The organism is Citrobacter sp. On2M (assembly GCF_018035235.1).
Classification (GTDB): domain Bacteria; phylum Pseudomonadota; class Gammaproteobacteria; order Enterobacterales; family Enterobacteriaceae; genus Citrobacter; species Citrobacter meridianamericanus.
In genome coordinates, this window is record NZ_WPCV01000002.1 from 1273327 (window position 1) to 1293733 (window position 20407).

Here is a 20407-nt window from a genome sequence, read left to right on the forward strand (position 1 = left end):
TAAGAATACCAAAAAAGAGCAAGGTAATCAGCAATGCGATTATCGATGCTGAATGGTGTACGCAATAAAATTGAGGTGAACAGGATTTTTATAAAATTGATTAATAAGTTTTGCACTATTAAAGGAAATTACTGGAATAAATTTTCTGAAAGTTACTAGCTGCTAAATAATATAAATGAGAACCGTTATTGTTATTTTTCGCTGATTTGTTGGATTCTGGGGATTTTAAAATTCTTTTGTAAACAAGGGGTTTTATTTTGTCCGATTAGCTGACCAACATTGTAATAAAATGTGAGTGAGGTTAAAAATTAATAATTTAAACGCCATATAATCATTGGATATATCTAATAACAGGAGGTTATATGAGCATTAGTCGGCGTAATTTTTTGCGAGGAGTAGGTATAGGTTGCTCTGCCTGCGCGATAGGAAGTTTTCCGCCAGGCGCACTGGCGCGAAATTCTCCGGAGCGCATTAAGGGGAAAACATCCCTGACGCCAAGTTTGTGTGAAATGTGTTCTTATCGTTGCCCGATACAGGCACAGGTGATTAATAACAAAACGGTTTTTATTCAAGGGAATCCTAATGCGCCTCAACAAGGCACGCGTGTCTGCGCGCGCGGAGGCAGCGGTGTTAGTCTGGTCAACGACCCGCACCGTATTGTTAAACCCATGAAACGCACAGGACCTCGCGGGAGCGGAGAATGGCAGGTTATTAGCTGGCAACAGGCTTACAAAGAAATTGCCGAAAAAATGACGGCAATAAAAACACAGCATGGTCCTCAGGGCGTCGTGTTTTCTTCTAAATCCGGTTCGCTTTCAGGGCATTTATTTCACCTGGCGACGGCTTTCGGATCGCCAAATACCTTTACGCACGCGTCGACATGCCCGGCCGGGAAATCGATTGCCGCCAAAGTGATGATGGGCGGCGATTTGGCCATGGATATCGCCAATACTCGTTATATGGTCTCTTTTGGTCACAACCTCTATGAAGGGATTGAGGTTGCCGAAACGCATGAATTGATGGCCGCGCAGGAAAAGGGCGCAAAAATGGTCAGCTTCGATCCCCGACTGTCCGTCTTCTCCAGCAAGGCGGATGAATGGCATGCGCTCAAACCGGGCGGCGACTTGCCGGTGCTGATGGCCATGTGTCACGTCATGATCAATGAAAAACTGTATGACGCGGACTTCGTTACGCGCTACACCACAGGGTTTGACCAACTGGCAGAAGCAGTACAAGAGACCACGCCGGAATGGGCGCAAAAGCAAGCTGATGTTCCTGCTGATGTCATTGTTCGGGTCACCCGGGAAATGGCTGCCTGCGCGCCGCATGCTATCGTTAGCCCGGGCCATCGTGCGACGTTTTCACAAGAAGAAATTGATATGCGACGTATGATTTTCAGCCTTAATGCGTTGCTGGGAAATGTTGAGCGTGAGGGGGGCTTGTACCAGAAAAAAGCCGCGGCGACCTACAATAAACTTGCCGGTGAGAAGGTTGCTCCAGTGCTGGCAAAACCCGATGCCAAATTACCCAAACCCACGGCCCAGCGCATCGATCTGGTTGCTCCGCAATTCAAGTACATCGCGGCGGGCGGTGGCGTGGTGCAAAGCATTATCGACGCCGTGTTAAACCAGACTCCTTATCCGGTGAAAGGCTGGATCATGTCCCGCCATAATCCTTTCCAGACCGTGACCTGCCGACCTGATCTGGTCAAAACCGTTGAACAACTCGATCTGGTGGTAAGCTGCGATGTCTATTTAAGCGAAAGCGCGGCATATGCTGACTATCTGTTACCCGAATGCACCTACCTTGAACGCGATGAAGAAATCTCTGACATGTCGGGCCTGAATCCAGCGTATGCCCTGCGTCAGCAGGTTGTAGAGCCTATAGGTGATGCGCGTCCGAGTTGGCAAATCTGGAAAGAACTGGCTGTGCAATTAGGCCTTGGGCAGTTCTACCCCTGGCAGGACATGCAGACACGGCAGTTGTACCAGCTTAATGGCGACCATGCGCTGTCTGCTGAACTGCGTGAGAAAGGATATCGGGAGTGGGGTGTTCCGCTGCTGCTACGTGAACCTGAAGCGGTGCGTCAGTTTGTGGCGCGTTATCCGGGGGCGGTGGCGGTTGACAGCGACGGGACCTATGGTGAGCAACTGCGCTTTAAATCCCCATCTGGCAAAATTGAACTCTACTCTGAAGAGCTGGAAGCGCTTCTGCCTGGCTACGGCATTCCGCGAGTCCGCGATTTTGCGCTCAAAGGCGACAATGAACTCTATTTCATTCAAGGGAAAGTGGCGGTTCACACCAACGGCGCGACGCAATATGTGCCACTGCTTAGCGAGTTGATGTGGGACAACGCAGTGTGGATCCACCCGCAAACAGCTCGTGAAAAAGGCATTAAAAGCGGTGATGAGATTTGGCTGGAGAATGCGACCGGTAAAGAAAAAGGTAAAGCGCTGGTCACCGCCGGAATTCGGCCCGATACACTGTTTGTTTATATGGGATTTGGCGCCAAGGCGGGAGCCAAAACAGCGGCGACGACGCACGGTATACACTGCGGTAATTTGCTGCCACATGTTACCAGTCCGGTTTCCGGTACGGTGGTGCACACCGCTGGCGTTACGCTTCGTCGGGCATGAGAAAGGAGAACATCATGAATCAAGCAACAAACCCTTATGTCATGCTGCATGACGAGAAACGCTGTATTGGTTGTCAGGCGTGTACGGTCGCTTGCAAAGTACTCAATGACGTACCGGAAGGATATAGCCGCTTACAGGTGCAGATCCGTTCACCCGAACATGAACCTGAGGTCCTGTCCCACTTCCAGTTTGTTCGTGTTTCTTGCCAGCATTGTGAAGATGCTCCGTGCGTCAGCGTCTGTCCGACCGGAGCTTCATTTCGTGATGAAAATGGCATAGTGCAAGTGGATAAGTCTCGCTGTATTGGCTGCGACTACTGTGTTGCCGCTTGTCCGTTCCATGTTCGTTACCTTAACCCGCAAACAGGGATTGCCGACAAATGTAACTTCTGCGCAGATACTCGCCTGGAAAGTGGTCAGTCACCTGCCTGCGTTTCTGTTTGTCCGACGGATGCGCTGAAGTTTGGCCGTCGCGATGACCCGGAAATTCAGCACTGGATAAATCAAAAAGAGGTTTATCGCCAGCAGGATACGCGTAGTGGCCCGGTAAGTGTCTATCGGCGTAAAGAGATCCATCAGGAGGGTAATGTATGAATTCTATCTGGGGAGCAGAGCTTCACTATACGCCGGACTACTGGCCGCTGTGGCTTATTTACGCAGGCGTAGTTATTGTGTTGATGATTGCAGGTCTGGTCACGCACGCGCTGTTACGTCGAATGTTGGCACCCAAAACGGCAACTGGAGAAGAACATCGGGACTATCTCTATTCGCTGGCGGTCCGCCGTTGGCACTGGGGCAACGCGCTGCTCTTTATCCTGCTTCTGCTGAGCGGTATGTTTGGCCACTTCTCTGTCGGACCGGTGGCATTGATGGTGCAGGTACATACCTGGTGTGGCTTTGCATTGCTGGCATTCTGGATTGGCTTTGTGTTAATAAACGCAACCAGCGGCAACGGTTGTCATTATCGCGTGAAGTTTAACGGGTTGATATCACGCTGCCTGTTGCAAACACGCTTTTATCTGTATGGCATCATGAAAGGTGAACCGCATCCGTTTGCCGCAACGGCAGAGGATAAATTCAACCCGCTGCAGCAGTTGGCCTACCTGGCCATCATGTACGCGCTGGTTCCGCTGCTGATTATTACCGGGTTGTTATGCCTCTACCCGCAGGTGATCGGGGCGGGGCCGGTGATGCTGGTGCTGCATATGGCGTTAGCAATTGTGGGCTTATTGTTCATCTGCGCGCATATTTATCTGTGTACGTTGGGTGACACGCCAGGGCAAATTTTCCGCAGTATGATCGATGGCTATCATCGTCATCGCAGTCATCACGCAGAGACCGCGCCGCGTAAAGGCTCGTTCTAACTGATATATATCTCTGAAATCCTTTCCTGATAGCAAGAAAATGTGCCTTATGTCACATTTTCTTGCAATTTATCCAAGTTTGTTCGACAGAACTTCCGTAAAAAGAACGGCTATTTTTCCATTTTCTGAGGACATGCTGTTGAAACGCCGTTTGTTTGTTGCCGCTTCACTCTTTGCGATGAGTTTTTCGCCCGCGTACGCGACCGGGGTCGTGAGCTTTTCACCACAGCCTCCTGCAATTAATGCCGGAGCGTGGGTATTAATGGATTACACCACGGGCCAAATTCTGACAGCCGGTAACGAACACCAGCAGCGAAATCCTGCCAGTCTGACTAAGCTGATGACCGGCTATGTTGTTGATCGCGCCATCGACAGCAAGCGTATTAGTCCGGGAGATATTGTGACCGTCGGGCGCGATGCCTGGGCAAAGGATAATCCGGTATTTGTGGGTTCATCTTTGATGTTCCTTAAAGCAGGGGATCGCGTTTCGGTACGCGACCTCAGCCGGGGATTAATTGTAGATTCTGGTAATGATGCCTGTGTGGCACTGGCGGATTACATCGCCGGGGGACAGCCACAGTTTGTCGCGATGATGAACAACTATGCGCAAAAGCTTAACCTGCAGGACACCCATTTTGAAACGGTACATGGTCTGGATGCACCGGGTCAGCATAGCTCGGCGTACGACCTGGCCGTGCTGTCACGCGCCATCATCCACGGGGAACCAGATTTCTACCATATGTACAGTGAGAAAAGCCTTACCTGGAATGGAATCACGCAGCAAAACCGTAACGGCTTGTTGTGGGATAAAACCATGAACGTTGATGGACTGAAGACAGGGCATACGTCCGGCGCCGGATTTAATCTGATTGCTTCCGCCGTTGATGGGCAGCGCCGCTTGATTGCGGTAGTGATGGGCGCGGAAAGTGCAAAAGGGCGCGAAGACCAGGCGCGTAAACTGCTGCAATGGGGGCAACACAACTTCGATACGGTACAGGTATTACGCAGTGGTAAGCAGGTTGGTACTGAGCGGATCTGGTATGGCGATAAAGAAAAGATCAGCCTTGGTACCGAGCAGGATTTCTGGATGGCCCTACCCAAAGCAGAAGTTCCTAATATCAAAGCAAAATATGTTCTTGATAAGAAAGAACTGGTCGCTCCAATCGCTGCGCATCAACGTGTGGGTGAAATTGAACTCTACGATCGGGATAAGCTGGTGGCGCATTGGCCTCTTGTGACGCTGGAGTCCGTTAACGAAGGCGGCGTTTTCTCGCGTCTGAGCGATTATTTCCATCATAAGGCGTAGTTTTTCCTGATGCGTCAGACTGGCAAGAGTGCGAATCTGCTCACATAATAATCACTATTTGCTTGTGGCCGACATACCTAAAAAATATACTGTATATAAACACAGTATAACGGTGGAGGTTGTATGGAGTACGAGATAAAGCAGGTCGAAAAACGCATGATTGCCGGTTTTCATATGGTTGGACCGTGGGAACAAACAGTTAAACAAGGCTTTGAGCAGTTAATGAAGTGGGTCGACGGTAAACAGATTGTTCCGTTGGAGTGGATTGCCGTGTATTACGACAACCCTGATGTTGTTCCAGCTGAAAAACTGCGCTGCGATACCGTCGTTTCTGTACCTGAAGGTTTTGTAATTCCAGAAAACAGCGAAGGCGTGATCCTCACCGAACTGGCTGGGGGCGACTACGCTGTTGCCGTAGCGCGCGTCCAAAATCACGATTTTGCGACGCCGTGGTACCAGTTCTTTGAGCGTTTAATGCAGGATACGACTTATTCGATAGCCGCTAAACCTTGTTTTGAAGTTTATTTGAACAATGGTACGGAGGACGGTTACTGGGATATTGAAATGTACGTCCCAGTCCAGTCGAAATAGCTGTATTTAGTGTAAATCAGGATGATGTTATTACTAAAAAAACAGGTACAATTCGCTTCTTTGCTATTCCCTGACGGAGTGCATGAGTGCGTGCAGATAAGTCACTGAGTCCTTTTGAAATTCGTTTGTATCGTCATTATCGTGTGGTGCACGGTATTCGCATTGCGTTGGCGTTTCTCCTTACTTTTCTGTTGGTTCGCCTGTTGAACATTCCTGAAGGTACATGGCCTCTGATCACGCTGGTGGTGATTATGGGGCCAATTTCTTTTTGGGGTAACGTCGTTCCCAGGGCTTTTGAGCGTATAGGCGGAACGATCCTCGGGTCGGTGCTTGGGTTGGTGGCTCTGCGTCTGGAACTCTTCTCGCTTCCGCTTATGTTGATATGGTGCGCGGTGGCGATGTTTCTCTGCGGCTGGCTGGCACTGGGTAAAAGGCCGTATCAGGCGCTGCTGATTGGCATAACGCTTGCTGTCGTAGTAGGCGCGCCCGCCGGGGATATGAATACGGCGTTATGGCGCGGTGGCGACGTGATTCTGGGATCGTTTCTGGCGATGCTGTTTACCGGTATCTGGCCGCAAAGGGCATTTATCCACTGGCGTATCCAACTGGCACATTGTGTAACGGGGTACAATCGGGTGTATCAGGCCGCGCTCTCCCCTAATCTGCTTGAGCAGCCAAGGCTGGAGAAGCATTTACAGCAGCTATTGACCGACGTGGTCAAAATGCGTGGGCTCATCGTTCCTGCCAGTAAAGAAACCCGCATTCAAAAATCCATCTTTGAGGCTATTCAGACCGTTAATCGCAACCTCGTTTGCATGCTTGAGTTGCAAATCAATGCGCTTTGGGCCAGTCGAACCAGCCACTTTGTCATGTTAAACGCGCATACTCTGCGAGAAACTCAGCTCAGGACGCAACAGGCGCTACTGACGATAACTCACGCTTTGTATGAAGGTAATCCGCAACCGGTGCTTGCTAACACAGAAAAGCTCAATGACACCGTGGCTGAACTGCGCCAGCTGATTGCCGAGCATAAAGGCGATAATGTCGCAGAAACGCCCATCCACGGCTACGTTTGGTTGAACATGGAAATGGCGCGACAACTGGAGTTACTCTCTCATTTAATTTGCCGCGCGTTGCGCAAATAAAGAGCAGATGAGGGGATCGGTTCTACTGCTGCTTCGATTCAGCAAAGATAAGAGGTATGATACTGAAAAGGCTAAAACCATTGGTAACTGTAATGGCGTTACCCTCGATAATTCAGGTTTCAACCAGGCATTGTCGATGCAGATGCAACTTGAAGTATGGCGGGCATGAAAGTAATGTTGACCCACTTTAGCCGTTGTTTTAACGAATCCGAATCTCACATTATCAGGGGTGTAAAAATGGAAACTACCAAGCCTTCTTTCCAGGACGTGCTGGAATTTGTTCGTCTGTTCCGTCGTAAAAACAAACTGCAACGTGAAATCCAGGACGTTGAGAAAAAGATCCGTGACAACCAGAAACGCGTCCTGCTGTTGGACAACCTGAGCGACTACATCAAGCCTGGTATGAGCGTGGAAGCTATTCAGGGCATTATCGCCAGTATGAAAAGCGATTATGAAGATCGTGTTGATGACTACATCATCAAAAATGCCGAGATCTCTAAAGAGCGTCGCGATATCTCTAAAAAGCTGAAAGCTATGGGTGAAGTGAAAAACACCGAAGCGAAAGCCGAGTAACGATTTTAAGCTTGTCCGGGTCGCTGCGGTGCGGCGACCCTTATTGCAGTTCGACCCCGCCTGTTACCATTCGCAACAAATGCTGTTGCGGCCAGTGAACCGTTAGCTTTTTCTGCGCCAGCATCCACTTAATGTAATCCACGTCATGGCGCGTTCTGTCCAGCATCAGCCCGACCACACTGCCGCTGTGCGCGACGTTGACACCGTATAAATCACATTCTTCAACCAGCGCTAATAGTGAATCAAAATCCGGTTTCGGCAACAGCAACTGGCTGGCGATTGCGCTAAGGGTAGCGGCTTCACCCAACCGGTAAGGATTTTGACTGACACAGGCTTCCTGTACTTTATCCCATGCCCGCCTGAGGGCCGCTGCTCCCGCCTGCAAGCCGGAATGCCGCGGAATACGGTGATAATCCGCGGTACGTAATGTTTCCGGACTTTCGAGAACCAGCAGATCAAGCTGAGGCTGTGATTCACAGCCAATTTGCGTGGAAGCGTCGTTATGGTCGAAAAGGGTTAGCTTACGAAAAACGGTGCTGTCGGTTGGCTCCAGCGAAACGCACAGCTGCGCCAGTGTCTGTTCGTCTAGCTGATGGCCCAGATAATGCGCCGTGGCGATAGCCGTGGCGGCAATATCCGCAGTACTGCTGGCCATCCCTTTAGCGACAGGAATGGTTGACTGAACATCAATACGGATATCCTGACTCATATGCGCCGGGTATTGCCAGTACTGCAACAACCTGTCAACCATCGCCCGGGAAAGTGGGCGTTCATCTGTCAGCGGTGAACCTGAACTGACCTCAACGGTGTTATACCATTCGACCGGGCAGGAGACCAGTTTCTCACTGCCCAGAATCCAGCCCTGGATTAGTTCTCCGCACGATGCGGGACATTGCGCAACAGCCACGTCTTCACCTTTATGATCGGTAATCCTCGGCGCATAGTGTCATGGCGATCGTGCTATTACCATGATTTGCCGCAATTTGCCGCGTCGCAATATTAAGCGGGAATGCCCAAGGTCACAGTTTCTGAAATCGCTAAACGCATCACGTCTTGCGCTATCATCAGCTCTTCGTTGGTATTAATTACCGCCACTTTAACCAGCGCATTTTCCGTTTGAATAAAGGTGGCGTTACGCTGATTTTTTTCTTCATCAACGGCCAGACCTAAGAAATTCAGGTTGTGACAAATTGCAGCGCGCGCCCGCGCTGAGTTCTCGCCAATTCCTCCGGTGAACACCAACGCATCCAGCCCGCCCATCTGCATAATATAGCTGCCGATAGTGGCGCGAATCCGCTCGGCAAAAAGTGTTAACGCCAGTGCTGCCTGGTGATTGCCCGTATCTGCGGCATGTTCAACGTCACGGTAGTCGGGTGAAACACCAGAAACGCCGAGCAATCCAGACTCATTGTTAAGCAATTGGTTGAGCTGCTGCGGTGTTTTACCTTCACGCAGGGCAATCCACGGCAAAATGGATGGATCAATATCACCACTTCGCGTGCCCATCATGACACCAGACTGCGGCGTAAAGCCCATTGAGGTATTAACCGATTGCCCGCCTTTAATAGCGCAGATGCTGCTGCCGTTGCCAAGATGACAACAAACAACGCGCAAGGCGCTGAGCGGTACCCCCAGCTTTTCAGCAAGCTGAGCGCTGACGTATTTGTGACTGGTACCATGAAAACCATAACGTCGAATACCCAACTCAGCGTAGTAGCGCCAGGGCAGGGGATAGATGAAAGAGGGTTCATCAAGAGTCTGATGAAAAGCGGTGTCAAAAACGGCAACGGCCGGTGTGTTTGGCAGTAGCTGGCGAAATACTGCAATCCCCAACGCATTCACCGGATTATGCAGTGGTGCCAGTTCCGCAAGGCGTTCGATTTCCTTCAGCGTTTCATCGGTTACCCGCGCCGAATCTTTAAAAGATTCTCCGCCGTGCGCAACGCGATGACCAACGCCGTCGATCTCATCGAGGCTGCTGATTATATTGTGGCTGATAAGGTTTTCCAGTAGCAGCATTACAGCTTCACGATGATCGGCAACGGGCAATGTCTCCTGCCATTTTTGCGCTGGTGTTTTTAAGGTGATCTGCGCATCTGACATCCCAATTCGCTCAATAAGCCCCTGGCAGATCATTTCACCCTGCGGCATCGCCAGTAACTGAAACTTAAGTGAGGAGCTGCCCGCGTTAATGGCCATTATTTTGTGAGACATGACGGTTCCTTTGCATTCAGAAAAATGAACATCTCATTGACCCCGGTGTTCTCCAGTGCGCTGGTGACGAAAACTTTTTGCGCGCCAGCCTGAACCAGCCAACTCTCCACGAGAGAAATACGCTGTGGGCTGGCTAAATCGGCTTTGGTGACGAGGCCGATAACGGGTCGGTTCATTGGCCCCGTAAAACCTGGAGAAAAAGGTGACCACGGCGCGTCAGCATTGAGAACAAGCGCGATGATGTCTGCTTCACAGGCGCTGGCCAGCAGCGCGCTATACAGGCAGCGGTTTTCGAGATATTCACCTGGTGTGTCTATTGTTGTGGGAGACCAGACTATGGCCTGGGTCTTCTGATAGTGAAGCACCTCTCCCCGCATGCACTGCGTGAGTGATGTTTTACCGCATTGACTGGGACCAATTAGCATTATGCGTTTCATGAGTTACGTCCGGGTGATGGGACACGCGGTAAAACGCATCATTTCACCCAGCGTGCGGGTTACCTGCTTCAGCGCATACTCAACGGCGGAAACATCGCCCGTCAGTACCACTGCGCCAGTAAAACGGTCGAGAAAACCAATCTCTACCGCCCCGGACTTTGTGGCGATATCACAGGCGATAATGGAGGCTTCGCTAGGGGTAATCGTCAGAATACCGATGGCGGAGACTGAATCCTGTAGTCCCAGTTTCTTGAACAAATCCTTACCAGGATTGGCGATGAGATGCGCCAACGTGACCTGCTTGCCAGGAACATATTCCTGAATCATACGATCCGTGGTGGGTTGTCTTTCCATTATCCTTCCACCATTTGTCGCCACATGCTTTCATGTGGGCGAGGGATGACCGAGCGGTAAACCAGCAGACCTTTTTCACCCGCGCTTTCACTGGCAACCGTCACTGCGTTATTCACATCAGACACGTCGCCTGCGACAACCATGTAGCACTTGCCGCCAATACCAAATGCCATATGAACACGTACCAGCGTGACGTTGGAGGCTTTAACCGCACGGTCGGCGGCGCAGATGCAGGCCGCAACGCTCCATGTTTCAACAATGCCTACGGCCTGGCGCTTATCCACGCTGTTTAATCCACTAATCGCAGGAAGTACGCTGGGGTGAATGTTAGGCAGTACCAGACTGTCAACGAGCATATCACCAGCAAGAGAAGTGCCAGTGGCTATCGCCTGCTGAACTGCACCTACGTCACCCCCGAGCATGAGCAGAAATTTTCCCGGACAGATGGTTTTGCTTACCAGCAAATTCACATTCGCGCTTTTTAACATGGCATCACCAGCTTCCATTCCTTTGGCAATGCTGGTGAGTTCTAAAATCCCTATAGCCTGAGACATGATTAACCTCTTATGACCGTGATGGATTGTTCAGTAATTTCGCTGACAATACCGTCAATACTGGCATGGACAGGCGCGCCTAATGCACCGGACGGCACATCGGCCACGCATTGACCGCGAACAACGCGTTCGCCTTGCTGTACACATGGAATGGCGCTGGCACCAATATGCTGGCGCAGCAACAGCGTCGTTTTATCTGTGGGAAAATCAGTTTCAGCCAGTGGTGCATCCTGATACCAGTCGCTAAGGCCCAACTTAGCCACAAGGCGTTTAACCGGGATCAGCCGGTACTTCGCCATTTCATCCTCAGGATTTAGCGGTCCTTCATAACGATGGTTGAGCGCCCGTAGCTCGCGTTTAAGCATGCGGTTGATTCGCATCGGCGAAATTCCAACCGGACAGGCGACGCTTTCACATACATTGCATTCTGAGCAGGTCAGCGCCGTGAGCAGCAACTGCGGTGTGGCTGCCTGCTGATAATTAACTGCGCGAACCAGCAGGTGAGGTGACAACTCATGGCCAATCAAGTGCCTTGGGCACAAATCCGTACACAAACGGCACTGTTCGCAAACGGTTTTTGCGACGGAAAGCACGGTACGTTCATCCTGCATCCGCCGCTGAATCAACGCATGAGATTTTGGCAAAACCAGCAGGCCCCCGGTGGTCTTGCTGACAGGGGTATCCAGAGAGGTAATCAGGCCGCCCATCATCGGACCACCGTTAATAAAGCCGGGGTCGTCGACGGTTGAACCACCGGCCAGTGCCAGAACGTCACGTAAAGACATGCCGACTGGGACGGTGAGAGTGATTGGTCTGGCGACCGCGCCGTTAACGGTCAGAGTACGACGGGTAACGGGGTATTGCTGCTCCACCGCTCTGGCGATGTTGAGCACGGTCTGGACGTTATTGACCACCACGCCGACGCTGACCGGCAACGCGGCAGGTGGAACTCTCCGACCTGTTGCCATCCAGATGGTCAGAACCTCGTCACCTGCCGGGTAGACATCAGGCAAAATATGTAAGCGGATGCTGGCAGGCAGAAGGGGCGTTAACGCATTGATAGCCTTCTGGTATTTCTCTTTGAGCGCAATAATACCGCCACTGGCGCCGGTAGCCGTCATGGCATATTGAACGCCGCGGATAAGCCGCTCAGCCTGGACGGCCATCAATTGCTGGTCAACTTTCAGCATCGGCTCACATTCTGCTGCATTGACCAGAAAAGTATCGACCTGCGCCTGTAATTTTACGTGAGCAGGAAAGCCCGCGCCTCCAGCCCCGACAACACCCGCTGCGCGAACGCGTTCGCGAATTGTCTGTGCATCATAAAGCGTGGACTCTGCCGTCATGGCTGTCTTCATAATAATTCCTCAAGCAGTTCCTGCATGGCATTAGCGTCAGCAACACGAGGATTGGTTTGCAGCGTGACGTCAGCCAGCGCGGCCTGAACCATCGACGGTATACGTTGTGACCAGATTTGCTTTCCGTCTTTAAGCGCGTCATTCAATGAAGGTAACGCACACTGTTTTTTGAGTAGCTCGATATGATGAATCAGTGCGTTCAGTGCCGCCGTATCGTTCGCGTTATTCGGGCATAAGTGGCAGGCTTTAGCGAAACGGGCATAGCGCTTTACGGCCCGGGGATCGCGTGCATTAAAATGAATGACATGGGTCAGCAGCAGCGCATTGGCGAGTCCGTGGGGCAGATGAAACTGGCCGCCCAACTGATGGGCAATCGCATGATTGATACCCAGTCCAGCCTGACTAAATGCCATTCCCGCGAGCGTTGACGCGTTATGCATTTTTCCTCTGGTTGCCAGGCAGTCACCTTTGCTGACGGCGACAGGCAGGTACTGGAAGACGATTTGTGCCGCTTTCTCAGCCAGCGCGTCGGTAAAGTCGCTGGCCTTCGTGGATACGTAAGCTTCCAGCGCGTGTGTTAACACGTCCATGCCGGTATTCGCGGTGATGGCTGGCGGTACGCTGACGACCAGCGTCGGATCGAGGATGGCCATGTCCGGGTAAAGCGCATTATTGAATAATGGATACTTAATGCCTTTGTCCGGATCGCTAATCACGCAGGCGCTGGTCACCTCCGATCCCGTGCCGCTGGTAGTAGGGATTGCGACACAGGTTTCAATTTCGATACCGAACTGTCGGCTGAACCAGACGATGGCTTTTGCGGCATCAAGAGCTGAGCCTCCACCAAAACCAATCACCACGTCCGGTCGCAGGGACTGCATTTGCGCAATCCCTTGCACTACCGTGCTAATGGTGGGATCGGGAGTGATATCGCTGAAAATGCTGATGCGGTTATCCGCTGGCAGAGCGTCGCGCAGCTTTTCAATCAGGGGAGAACGCGCGAGAAAACCATCGCAAATAATCCAGATATGCTTATTTGTAAAGCGCTTGAGCACATCCAGACTTCCCTGGCCGCTGTACAATCGAGTTTGCAGTGAAAAGTGTTTCATAACGGCTCCATTAGCGAATAGAAAAACCGTTTGTTAGCACGCAACGACGAGAGCGTGCGAAGGTGCGCGCAGATGTCGTTCCTTCACCGGTTGGGGTCGCGATGGTGAAGGTGGTAAAGCCTTCTCCACCCACGCCAATCCCGGCGTAAGAAGGACCATTTTTCACAAAAATGGAGGTCTGAAGCGTGCGCGCGGCAAGATTCAAACGGGACACATTTTGTGAGTGCATAATGGCGGTGTGATGCAGTCCCTCTTCAACCTTCAGGGCCAACGTTAACGCACTGTCAAAATCGCTCACCGTAACGACGGGGAGCATTGGCATCAGTTGCTCGCTGGTAACCCACGGGTCGTCAGCCTTGACGATACCTATCAATAATCGCGGTGCTTTTGCAGGAACCGGTATTCCAGCGGCTTCCAGTAAACTTGCTGGGCTTTTCCCGACCAGCTTTTTATTGGCCATGCCTTCTGGCAGACAAGCTGTGCGCAGTTTGTCTACCTCTTCGCTATTGAGAAGCATCGCGCCAAATGACTGCATTTGTTGAACCAGGCGTTCGGCAACGGCATCAACAACGATCAGGCTCTTCTCAGCAATGCAGGGGAGATTGTAATCAAAGGATGCGCCGTTGATGATATCTTCCGCCGCCTTAACCAGGTCGGCTGTTTCATCAACAATGCAGGGCGGATTACCTGCGCCTGCGCCAATGACTTTTTTCCCGCTTTTCATGCCCATAGCAACAATGCCAGGGCCACCGGTAATCGCCAGAACTGCGATTTTAGGGTGCGCCATCATTTGCTGGGTAGCTTCAAAAGTGGGTTCTGTGACCGTGACGACAAGATTCCGGATCCCACAGCAGCGGAAGGCAATATCTTCAATCATGGCAATTAGCTTCAGTGAAACCGCTTTAGCACCCGGATGCGGGCTAAAATAAACGCTGTTTCCCGCAGCCAGCATACTGATGCTGTTGTTAATAATGGTTTCTGTCGGGTTAGTACTTGGGGCAACGGAGCCAATCACGCCAAACGGTGAATACTCAAATAACACCATGCCGCCGTCGCCAGTTAGCGCCGTGGTAGTGAGATCTTCGATACCCGGGGTGTTGTCCAGCGCAGCTTTGTTTTTGAGGAATTTATCCTCTTTGTTACCCATTCCGGTTTCGGCAGCACTCTCGGCAGCCAGTGAAGCCAGGTGAGGCGTCAGTTCTTCTCGCAGGGCATTAATGATGGCGCTGCGGGTTTTCAATGGACATTGCTGATAACGCAGAAAAGCCTGATGCGCGGCATCAATCGCTTCGTCAACGGAAGGGTAAATTCCATTACCCTTAACTCCTGCTTTTGCCGGGGCGAGTTGTTCACTCAAAATGTTACGAATAAGCGTTTCAAGTTCTGAAGTATTCATTGATGTGTTCTCACGTTAATCGCCGCAATGGCCGTTTCTGCAATATCCATATCCTGCTCAACGCTTCCCCCGCTGATGCCAAGACCCCCAAGGAGTAAACCCTCGCGCCATAACGCGTACCCGCCACCGAAAGTGACGACTTTTCCCTGCATATGGCTTTCCAGACCGTAAAGCGCAGCGCCCGGCTGCACTGCTGATGTCAGCTCGTGCGTGGCGGTTTTCATCGCCACGGCGGTCCAGGCTTTTTTCGGTGCCAGTTCGCTACTGACGAGCAATGCGTCAGGCATGCGCCAGGTCACCGTTTGAGTTCCGTTCGCATCAACAATGCAAATGACGACCGGAACCTGAATTTCTTCTGCTCTCGCCACCGCAGCGCGAGTCAGTTGGTGGAGCTCCTGAAAAGACAGTGACATAGTCGGCTCCCTGTTGGCTGAACGACGGATGGCTGCAAGATAGCGCTCCGACACTTTCTGAATAATGTCGTTTTGATGGGCGTCGTGATCTTCTGCTCGTGCGAGCGCATATAAGCAGTCAGACAGGCGATTGATATAACGCATCAGCACGTGTCTGACGGAGATCCCAGTGGAGAGTTCGACCAGTCTCCGCTCTGCGCGACGAGCCAGCGTGCGGGCAAAGTGCAGACGGCTGGCGGCCTCACTACGGCCAGGTAAAATAAAGCTGCGTAGGGGCGGTACTCTCCCCATTGCGGTATCAATGGCGGTTTCCAGCGCCGCAATTTCTTCTGAGCTGATGTAGCGCTGTTCTGGCGTTGGCTGTTCGCTCTCGCTTGCCAGTTCGGCGCTAAACCAGAAAAGCTGCAGTTGAATATTTTCAAGTAACTGGCGGTGCTGCGGGTTTTTCGCCGCGCAAACGCACAGGCTGAGTGCCGCATTAAGTTCATCCAGCGTACCGTAAGCCTCGACGCGCGGATGCGTTTTACTCACGCGTTGTCCGGTAAAGAGAGCTGTTGTGCCGGCATCGCCAGTGCGGGTATAAATCGCCATAGTTCCTCCTAACGAGAAAGCGTGTCGACAATGCCGACGATAGCCAGATCGATGGCCTCATTAGGGCCGGAAAAAACGTGTCTGGCGCTGGAGCCGCTGCTGAGTAACACCAGTTCTCCAGTTCCTGCGCCGACAGAATCAACGGCGACTTCATCTCCACTCACAGGGGATGCGGGAAGCTCTCCGTCAGCACTCACCCGACGTACCAGCAACAGTTTTTTTCCCACCAGTGATGGAGATTTTTGCGTGGAAACCACAACGCCTGTAACCCGGGCCAGATGCATAGCTCACTCCTGCTTAATTAATTGGACTTTTCGCGTACCGACCGCTTCCTGAGCCAGAGCCGTCACGACACATCGACGGCGTAGTACCAGTACGCCGCCCTTCAATTGGGCGACGTCGGCGTAGCTGAGAAGCTTTTCAGGATGCAACACGATGATTCGCCCCAGCTCGTCACTGAACTCCAGTGGCAGACGCGCGAGCTTTTTCACGGGGATTGCGGGTAACAACCGGTGTTGCAACGAAATTTTCACGCGGACCCCGCATGCCAGTGCTTCGTGGATCGTTACCACCGACATGTTGGCTTGGCAGCCATCGGCAATTTGCTCCAGTAAGGGCAGGTCGGCCTGCAGGAGATGGAGCGACGAGTATTGGCAGCATAATGTCCGTGGATCGATTTCCCGTAACTGCGCGACGCTAAGGGAGATCGTGCTTTCCGCGCGTTTCTTTAATCGGGAAACAACCTCCTCGATAATGCGTTGCAGCAGTTCGTTGTTCATCGTGAGGTCACCAGTGTGGCAAATGCCTGTGGATTATCAGCGCCTGCGGCATTGGCTTCGTCTGTATCGATATGCATCTCAAGGCGCATATCCGGCGAAACACGTACGGCGACGTTATCGAAAATCAGTCGACGTTCGTCGCCATTAATGGCAACAGAAACTTTATCTCCATGGGTAACTCGCAGTATCAGGGCATCGAGCGGCGACATATGGATATGCCGTTGGGCGACGATCACCCCGGATGCGATATCCAGCTCAGCAAATGGACTAACAAGGCGAATGCCTGGCGTGCCTTCGATATTGCCCGACATTCGCAGTGGGGCAGCAATTCCCAACGTGCGAGCGTCGGTACGAGAAATTTCGACCTGACTTTTGCTGCGCAGTGGGCCGAGTAAGCGCACATTTTTTAACTGACCTTTTGGTCCAACTAACGTGACAGTCTGCTCTGCCGCATATTGTCCTGGTTGCAACAGCCCCTTTTTCTCGCTAATGGGCTGATTAGGAAACAAGCGGCCATAATCTTCAGCGCAAAGATGAATGTGACGATTAGAGATCCCCAGCGGAATAGGGCGCTCGCGCATTTCATCCAGGACTTTAGTGACCGTTGTCTCCAGTTGCTGTTTATCCATTACGCTTCACCTCGTTTACCTGAGTGCAGACAAAGAGTGCGCGGCTCGCCCTTTTGACGAGGGCAGGCTGGGTCAAGACACAGATTGCAGCTAATCAACTCTGCTTCTTGCGGCGTTTCAGGCTCTGCATGATCCACAAACATCTCTTCCTGCGGTACAACTGGTGTGGGCTCCGGCGCTGGTTCAGATTGCGGAGTGACGCTATGTGGCAGAATACCTTCCCCGGGTCTGGATATGACTTTGTGAGCCACCAGCCCGTCACGTTGCTCAGCGAAACTGACCCCGGTGGAAATGGCCGCCTGAACGGAGGCCACATCCCCGATTATCTTGATCACCGTCCAGCCTGAGCCGTTGGTTTTTTCGAGGCCCACCAGCGTGATGGAGGCGGCTTTCGCCATGACGTCCGCGCAACTGATGGCTAATGCCAGACCACTAACTTCAAGTAATCCCAGTGATTGCTTCACGCTGTGCTCCTTGGTTGCTACGACTTATGCAGATTTAGGTAAAATGGCTTCAACGTCGCTATGCGGACGCGGGATAACGTGGCAGGATTTCACCTCGCCAACGGCGCTTGCTGCTGCGCTTCCTGCATCTACGGCAGCTTTCACTGCGCCGACATCGCCGCGAACCATAACGGTGATAAGGCCTGAGCCTATTTTTTCGTAACCAACCAACTGCACGTTTGCGGATTTCACCATGGCATCAGCGGCTTCAATAGCGCCGACAAGCCCTTTTGTTTCAACCAGTCCCAGTGCGTTATTCATACTGCTTTTCTCCTGTGGGTTATGAGTGGCATTCGCGGAAAGGAATGCCTTTAACCAGCCGCGCAGCGTTATTACCAATGCTGCGGCGATCGTGGCTATTTTGTTGATACGTCAGCGTAAAAAGTGGCGCTGATGTAGGTAAGTTTTTGTAGTGCACAACCAGTTTTTCGTGACTGCAGCCAATACCAACCAGCAATGGCGATTGGCAGGCAGCCAGCCAAGCGTTGTGGATAACGTCAGTCGAATGGCTCTCCTGAATCACAAAGGGGATCCCTTCTTCTTCAATACCCAGCAACACGTCATTCCAGACGCCTGCGCAGTCGGCAGTAGTGAAGATAACGATGGCTGGCGTGGTCAGATTACTTTCCATGAGCGAATGCCTTGTACCAGGAGAGAATCAACCCTGTCGCAACCGCGTTGCGCGGACCTTCGGTGCCACGAATGTTGCCGCGCCCGGCAACCAGACGGTAATGTGCCAGCGCATCGGTGACCAGTTGTGGAACTTCGAAGTCCAGGGATGAACCGCCAACCAGCACGACAAAGGGAATATCCCGAATGTTCCCGGTCGGACTTACCTGACGCAGCGCTCTGAGCGCGTTGGTAACGAAAACGCGCTCCTTGGCGCTACGGCGAATGGCGCGAACTTTTTCTAGTGCCAGATCCCCTGGTAATGGCACTAGTTCATCGGGTTTCACAACGCACACGCGGGCAAAAACAGTTGGCGGAAGCGGGGTGGAAAAGAACTGGACGCTGCCATCTTCGTGGCGAAGATGGAACAAGCTTTCGACTTTCGCCAGCGGGTGCTTTTTAATCTCTTCTGCAAGATAACGATCATCCAGCCCTAGTTCACGGGCAATGATCATCGTGACCATATCGCCTGCCCCTGCCAGATGCGTGGCAATAATTTCGCCTTTCGGGTTGATGATGGAGGCATCTGTCGAACCCGCACCGAGGTCCAGAATAGCCAGTGGTCGCGTTGTGCCCGGAGTGGTTAAGGCTCCCAAAATGGCTGCCTCGGCTTCGGCGCCGCCTACCTGGACGTTAATGTTGAGCTTCTGCGTGATTTCCTGCGCAATCATCGCCATTTGCAAACGGTCTGATTTCACCATGGAGGCAATGCCGACAGCCTGTTCCAGCGAGAACTCACCGGCAAGCCCCCCCGTCACGCTGACGGGTACTGAGGTATCAACGGCCAGCAGATCCTGAATAAAAATTTCGTGGCTGGGTTTGTTGGTTAATTCAGCCATTGTCTGGCGCACATGCTCCAGCATGCCGCCAATATTGGTACCGGCTTCACCGGTGACGTTATCCAGTTTCGGGCATTCGCCAACCGCTTTCATAATCGCTTCAGCGCCTGCAGCCACGTCGACGCGCACGGTACGTCCCTGCGATTGCAGTTCCAGATTTCCAGCGGGAATGGCGCGTGCTTTCACATCACCTGACGGTGTTTTCACGACTACGGCAGAACGGTTGCCGATCAGTGCCCGTGCCATCGGGACAATGTTTTTAGTCTCGTCGGCATTGAGGCCAAAGACGGTTGCAATCCCGTAGGGATTAGAAAGGGTTTCAATGACCTTTCCCGGAACCGCGACCTCAATGGCGGCCAGCATCCCCAACGGAATGCGGTCGATATGAAGTACTTCATCTACGATGGGCATGGGATGAGTCAGACGATTACTGACCAACACGCCATCGTCCTGCTGTAAAATAACGCCAGTTAACTGGTATCCGGCGCGGACGGAGGCATTAATCATCGTGGCAACATCGGCGAAATCAAATGCTGATGACACTACCAGAATATAGGGCGTATCCGCCGGACGACTGAGCAGGTCCTCCGGCGTAATCGTAATGCCAACGCCTAGCCCGACGCCGCCCGGCGTTTTAGGGTTATGGCCGATCATGGTGGATTCAGTGATGATGGTTTCGGTGATTGTTTCCATCGCCACGTCGCCAATGACCGGGGTGGCCTCGTTAATGCGGATAAGCGAAATATCGCTGACATTGATTCCAGCGTTTTTAGCCGCCAGCGCAAGTGCCTCCTGAATGCCAAACACATTACGCAATGTGCCCTTAATCCCGGTGGTTTCCGCCAGCGCGCTGCCAGTGATGCTCAGTGCGCCAGAATCATCCAGGGTAGCCAGAGCGACTTCCGTGGATGAGTTGCCTATGTCAATGCCAGCTATATATCGCATGAT

General features: G+C 52.2%; 23 protein-coding genes. 7 read left to right on the top strand and 16 right to left on the bottom strand.

Annotation, left to right across the window (positions count from 1 at the left end; translation table 11 throughout):
• Positions 1-362 precede the first annotated feature (362 nt).
• The 7 genes from phsA (at position 363) to On2M_RS08120 (ending at position 7614) form a co-directional block, all read left to right on the top strand.
• Complete coding sequence (phsA, locus tag On2M_RS08090) at positions 363-2636, top strand: thiosulfate reductase PhsA (protein WP_210904616.1); 2274 nt, start codon at positions 363-365, stop codon at positions 2634-2636.
• Positions 2637-2650: 14 nt separating this feature from the next.
• Positions 2651-3229, top strand: a complete 579-nt coding sequence (gene phsB, locus On2M_RS08095) for a thiosulfate reductase electron transport protein PhsB (RefSeq protein ID WP_151219734.1) — start codon at positions 2651-2653, stop codon at positions 3227-3229.
• Positions 3226-3999: a thiosulfate reductase cytochrome B subunit gene (gene phsC / locus On2M_RS08100; protein WP_151219733.1), complete on the top strand. Its 774-nt coding sequence runs from the start codon at positions 3226-3228 to the stop codon at positions 3997-3999. The genes phsB and phsC overlap by 4 nt, the downstream gene beginning before the upstream one ends.
• Before the next feature lie 133 nt (positions 4000-4132).
• Positions 4133-5305 (top strand): serine-type D-Ala-D-Ala carboxypeptidase DacD, encoded by a 1173-nt coding sequence (gene dacD / locus On2M_RS08105; protein ID WP_151219732.1) that lies wholly within the window; start codon positions 4133-4135, stop codon positions 5303-5305.
• Positions 5306-5428: 123 nt separating this feature from the next.
• Positions 5429-5896: a DNA gyrase inhibitor SbmC gene (gene sbmC, locus On2M_RS08110; RefSeq protein WP_210904617.1), complete on the top strand. Its 468-nt coding sequence runs from the start codon at positions 5429-5431 to the stop codon at positions 5894-5896.
• Between the two features lie 86 nt (positions 5897-5982).
• Complete coding sequence (locus On2M_RS08115; RefSeq protein WP_210904618.1) at positions 5983-7041, top strand: FUSC family protein; 1059 nt, start codon at positions 5983-5985, stop codon at positions 7039-7041.
• Positions 7042-7278: 237 nt separating this feature from the next.
• Positions 7279-7614 (top strand): DUF496 family protein, encoded by a 336-nt coding sequence (locus On2M_RS08120; RefSeq protein WP_103771301.1) that lies wholly within the window; start codon positions 7279-7281, stop codon positions 7612-7614.
• A 40-nt stretch (positions 7615-7654) separates the two neighbouring features.
• Here On2M_RS08120 and On2M_RS08125 read toward each other — a convergent pair whose 3' ends face one another.
• The 16 genes from On2M_RS08125 to On2M_RS08200 all read right to left on the bottom strand — a co-directional run bounded on the left by On2M_RS08125 (position 7655) and on the right by On2M_RS08200 (position 20404).
• On the bottom strand, positions 7655-8521 hold the full coding sequence (locus On2M_RS08125; protein WP_210904619.1) for an L-threonine kinase: 867 nt from the start codon (positions 8519-8521) through the stop codon (positions 7655-7657).
• Positions 8522-8613: 92 nt separating this feature from the next.
• Complete coding sequence (locus On2M_RS08130) at positions 8614-9828, bottom strand: acetate/propionate family kinase (protein ID WP_151224682.1); 1215 nt, start codon at positions 9826-9828, stop codon at positions 8614-8616.
• On the bottom strand, positions 9813-10265 hold the full coding sequence (gene pduV / locus On2M_RS08135; RefSeq protein WP_151224681.1) for a propanediol utilization protein PduV: 453 nt from the start codon (positions 10263-10265) through the stop codon (positions 9813-9815). Before pduV ends, On2M_RS08130 begins: the two co-directional genes overlap by 16 nt.
• Before the next feature lie 3 nt (positions 10266-10268).
• Positions 10269-10619, bottom strand: a complete 351-nt coding sequence (gene pduU / locus On2M_RS08140) for a propanediol utilization microcompartment protein PduU (protein ID WP_032939586.1) — start codon at positions 10617-10619, stop codon at positions 10269-10271.
• Complete coding sequence (gene pduT, locus On2M_RS08145) at positions 10619-11173, bottom strand: propanediol utilization microcompartment protein PduT (protein WP_151224680.1); 555 nt, start codon at positions 11171-11173, stop codon at positions 10619-10621. Before pduT ends, pduU begins: the two co-directional genes overlap by 1 nt.
• A 2-nt stretch (positions 11174-11175) precedes the next feature.
• Positions 11176-12531: a cobalamin reductase PduS gene (gene pduS, locus On2M_RS08150; protein WP_151219726.1), complete on the bottom strand. Its 1356-nt coding sequence runs from the start codon at positions 12529-12531 to the stop codon at positions 11176-11178.
• A complete protein-coding gene (locus On2M_RS08155; protein ID WP_210904620.1) occupies positions 12528-13640 on the bottom strand; it encodes a 1-propanol dehydrogenase PduQ in 1113 nt (370 codons plus the stop codon). The genes pduS and On2M_RS08155 overlap by 4 nt, the downstream gene beginning before the upstream one ends.
• A gap of 10 nt (positions 13641-13650) precedes the next feature.
• Positions 13651-15036, bottom strand: coding sequence for an aldehyde dehydrogenase family protein (gene pduP / locus On2M_RS08160; RefSeq protein WP_210904621.1), 1386 nt, complete (start codon positions 15034-15036; stop codon positions 13651-13653).
• Positions 15033-16040 carry a two-domain cob(I)yrinic acid a,c-diamide adenosyltransferase PduO gene (gene pduO, locus On2M_RS08165; RefSeq protein ID WP_151219723.1) on the bottom strand — a complete coding sequence of 336 codons (1008 nt, stop codon included), beginning with the start codon at positions 16038-16040 and terminating at the stop codon, positions 15033-15035. Before pduO ends, pduP begins: the two co-directional genes overlap by 4 nt.
• 8 nt (positions 16041-16048) lie before the next feature.
• On the bottom strand, positions 16049-16324 hold the full coding sequence (locus On2M_RS08170; protein WP_003030211.1) for a EutN/CcmL family microcompartment protein: 276 nt from the start codon (positions 16322-16324) through the stop codon (positions 16049-16051).
• A 3-nt stretch (positions 16325-16327) separates the two neighbouring features.
• The gene (gene pduM / locus On2M_RS08175) at positions 16328-16819 is read right to left on the bottom strand and encodes a microcompartment protein PduM (RefSeq protein WP_151219722.1); all 492 of its coding nucleotides are present in this window, start codon (positions 16817-16819) and stop codon (positions 16328-16330) included.
• Positions 16816-17448 carry a phosphate propanoyltransferase gene (locus On2M_RS08180; protein WP_210904622.1) on the bottom strand — a complete coding sequence of 211 codons (633 nt, stop codon included), beginning with the start codon at positions 17446-17448 and terminating at the stop codon, positions 16816-16818. Before On2M_RS08180 ends, pduM begins: the two co-directional genes overlap by 4 nt.
• Entirely contained in the window at positions 17448-17912 is a 465-nt protein-coding gene (locus On2M_RS08185) for a BMC domain-containing protein (protein ID WP_151219721.1), read from the bottom strand. The genes On2M_RS08180 and On2M_RS08185 overlap by 1 nt, the downstream gene beginning before the upstream one ends.
• 24 nt (positions 17913-17936) lie before the next feature.
• Positions 17937-18212 (bottom strand): propanediol utilization microcompartment protein PduJ, encoded by a 276-nt coding sequence (gene pduJ, locus On2M_RS08190; RefSeq protein ID WP_001057752.1) that lies wholly within the window; start codon positions 18210-18212, stop codon positions 17937-17939.
• 19 nt (positions 18213-18231) lie between these two features.
• Positions 18232-18582 carry a glycerol dehydratase reactivase beta/small subunit family protein gene (locus tag On2M_RS08195; protein ID WP_151219720.1) on the bottom strand — a complete coding sequence of 117 codons (351 nt, stop codon included), beginning with the start codon at positions 18580-18582 and terminating at the stop codon, positions 18232-18234.
• Positions 18572-20404 (bottom strand): diol dehydratase reactivase subunit alpha, encoded by a 1833-nt coding sequence (locus On2M_RS08200; protein ID WP_210904623.1) that lies wholly within the window; start codon positions 20402-20404, stop codon positions 18572-18574. The genes On2M_RS08195 and On2M_RS08200 overlap by 11 nt, the downstream gene beginning before the upstream one ends.
• Between the last annotated feature and the right edge of the window lie 3 nt (positions 20405-20407).

What these genes read in the sequence shown, in the direction of transcription:
- phsA (WP_210904616.1), top strand. Translation starts at nt 363, where the DNA reads ATGAGCATTAGTCGGCGTAATTTTTTGCGAGGAGTAGGTATAGGTTGC.
- phsB (WP_151219734.1), top strand. Translation starts at nt 2,651, where the DNA reads ATGAATCAAGCAACAAACCCTTATGTCATGCTGCATGACGAGAAACGC.
- phsC (WP_151219733.1), top strand. Translation starts at nt 3,226, where the DNA reads ATGAATTCTATCTGGGGAGCAGAGCTTCACTATACGCCGGACTACTGG.
- dacD (WP_151219732.1), top strand. Translation starts at nt 4,133, where the DNA reads ATGCTGTTGAAACGCCGTTTGTTTGTTGCCGCTTCACTCTTTGCGATG.
- sbmC (WP_210904617.1), top strand. Translation starts at nt 5,429, where the DNA reads ATGGAGTACGAGATAAAGCAGGTCGAAAAACGCATGATTGCCGGTTTT.
- On2M_RS08120 (WP_103771301.1), top strand. Translation starts at nt 7,279, where the DNA reads ATGGAAACTACCAAGCCTTCTTTCCAGGACGTGCTGGAATTTGTTCGT.
- On2M_RS08130 (WP_151224682.1), bottom strand. Translation starts at nt 9,828, where the DNA reads ATGTCTCACAAAATAATGGCCATTAACGCGGGCAGCTCCTCACTTAAG.
- pduV (WP_151224681.1), bottom strand. Translation starts at nt 10,265, where the DNA reads ATGAAACGCATAATGCTAATTGGTCCCAGTCAATGCGGTAAAACATCA.
- pduU (WP_032939586.1), bottom strand. Translation starts at nt 10,619, where the DNA reads ATGGAAAGACAACCCACCACGGATCGTATGATTCAGGAATATGTTCCT.
- pduT (WP_151224680.1), bottom strand. Translation starts at nt 11,173, where the DNA reads ATGTCTCAGGCTATAGGGATTTTAGAACTCACCAGCATTGCCAAAGGA.
- pduS (WP_151219726.1), bottom strand. Translation starts at nt 12,531, where the DNA reads ATGAAGACAGCCATGACGGCAGAGTCCACGCTTTATGATGCACAGACA.
- On2M_RS08155 (WP_210904620.1), bottom strand. Translation starts at nt 13,640, where the DNA reads ATGAAACACTTTTCACTGCAAACTCGATTGTACAGCGGCCAGGGAAGT.
- pduP (WP_210904621.1), bottom strand. Translation starts at nt 15,036, where the DNA reads ATGAATACTTCAGAACTTGAAACGCTTATTCGTAACATTTTGAGTGAA.
- pduO (WP_151219723.1), bottom strand. Translation starts at nt 16,040, where the DNA reads ATGGCGATTTATACCCGCACTGGCGATGCCGGCACAACAGCTCTCTTT.
- On2M_RS08170 (WP_003030211.1), bottom strand. Translation starts at nt 16,324, where the DNA reads ATGCATCTGGCCCGGGTTACAGGCGTTGTGGTTTCCACGCAAAAATCT.
- pduM (WP_151219722.1), bottom strand. Translation starts at nt 16,819, where the DNA reads ATGAACAACGAACTGCTGCAACGCATTATCGAGGAGGTTGTTTCCCGA.
- On2M_RS08180 (WP_210904622.1), bottom strand. Translation starts at nt 17,448, where the DNA reads ATGGATAAACAGCAACTGGAGACAACGGTCACTAAAGTCCTGGATGAA.
- pduJ (WP_001057752.1), bottom strand. Translation starts at nt 18,212, where the DNA reads ATGAATAACGCACTGGGACTGGTTGAAACAAAAGGGCTTGTCGGCGCT.
- On2M_RS08195 (WP_151219720.1), bottom strand. Translation starts at nt 18,582, where the DNA reads ATGGAAAGTAATCTGACCACGCCAGCCATCGTTATCTTCACTACTGCC.
- On2M_RS08200 (WP_210904623.1), bottom strand. Translation starts at nt 20,404, where the DNA reads ATGCGATATATAGCTGGCATTGACATAGGCAACTCATCCACGGAAGTC.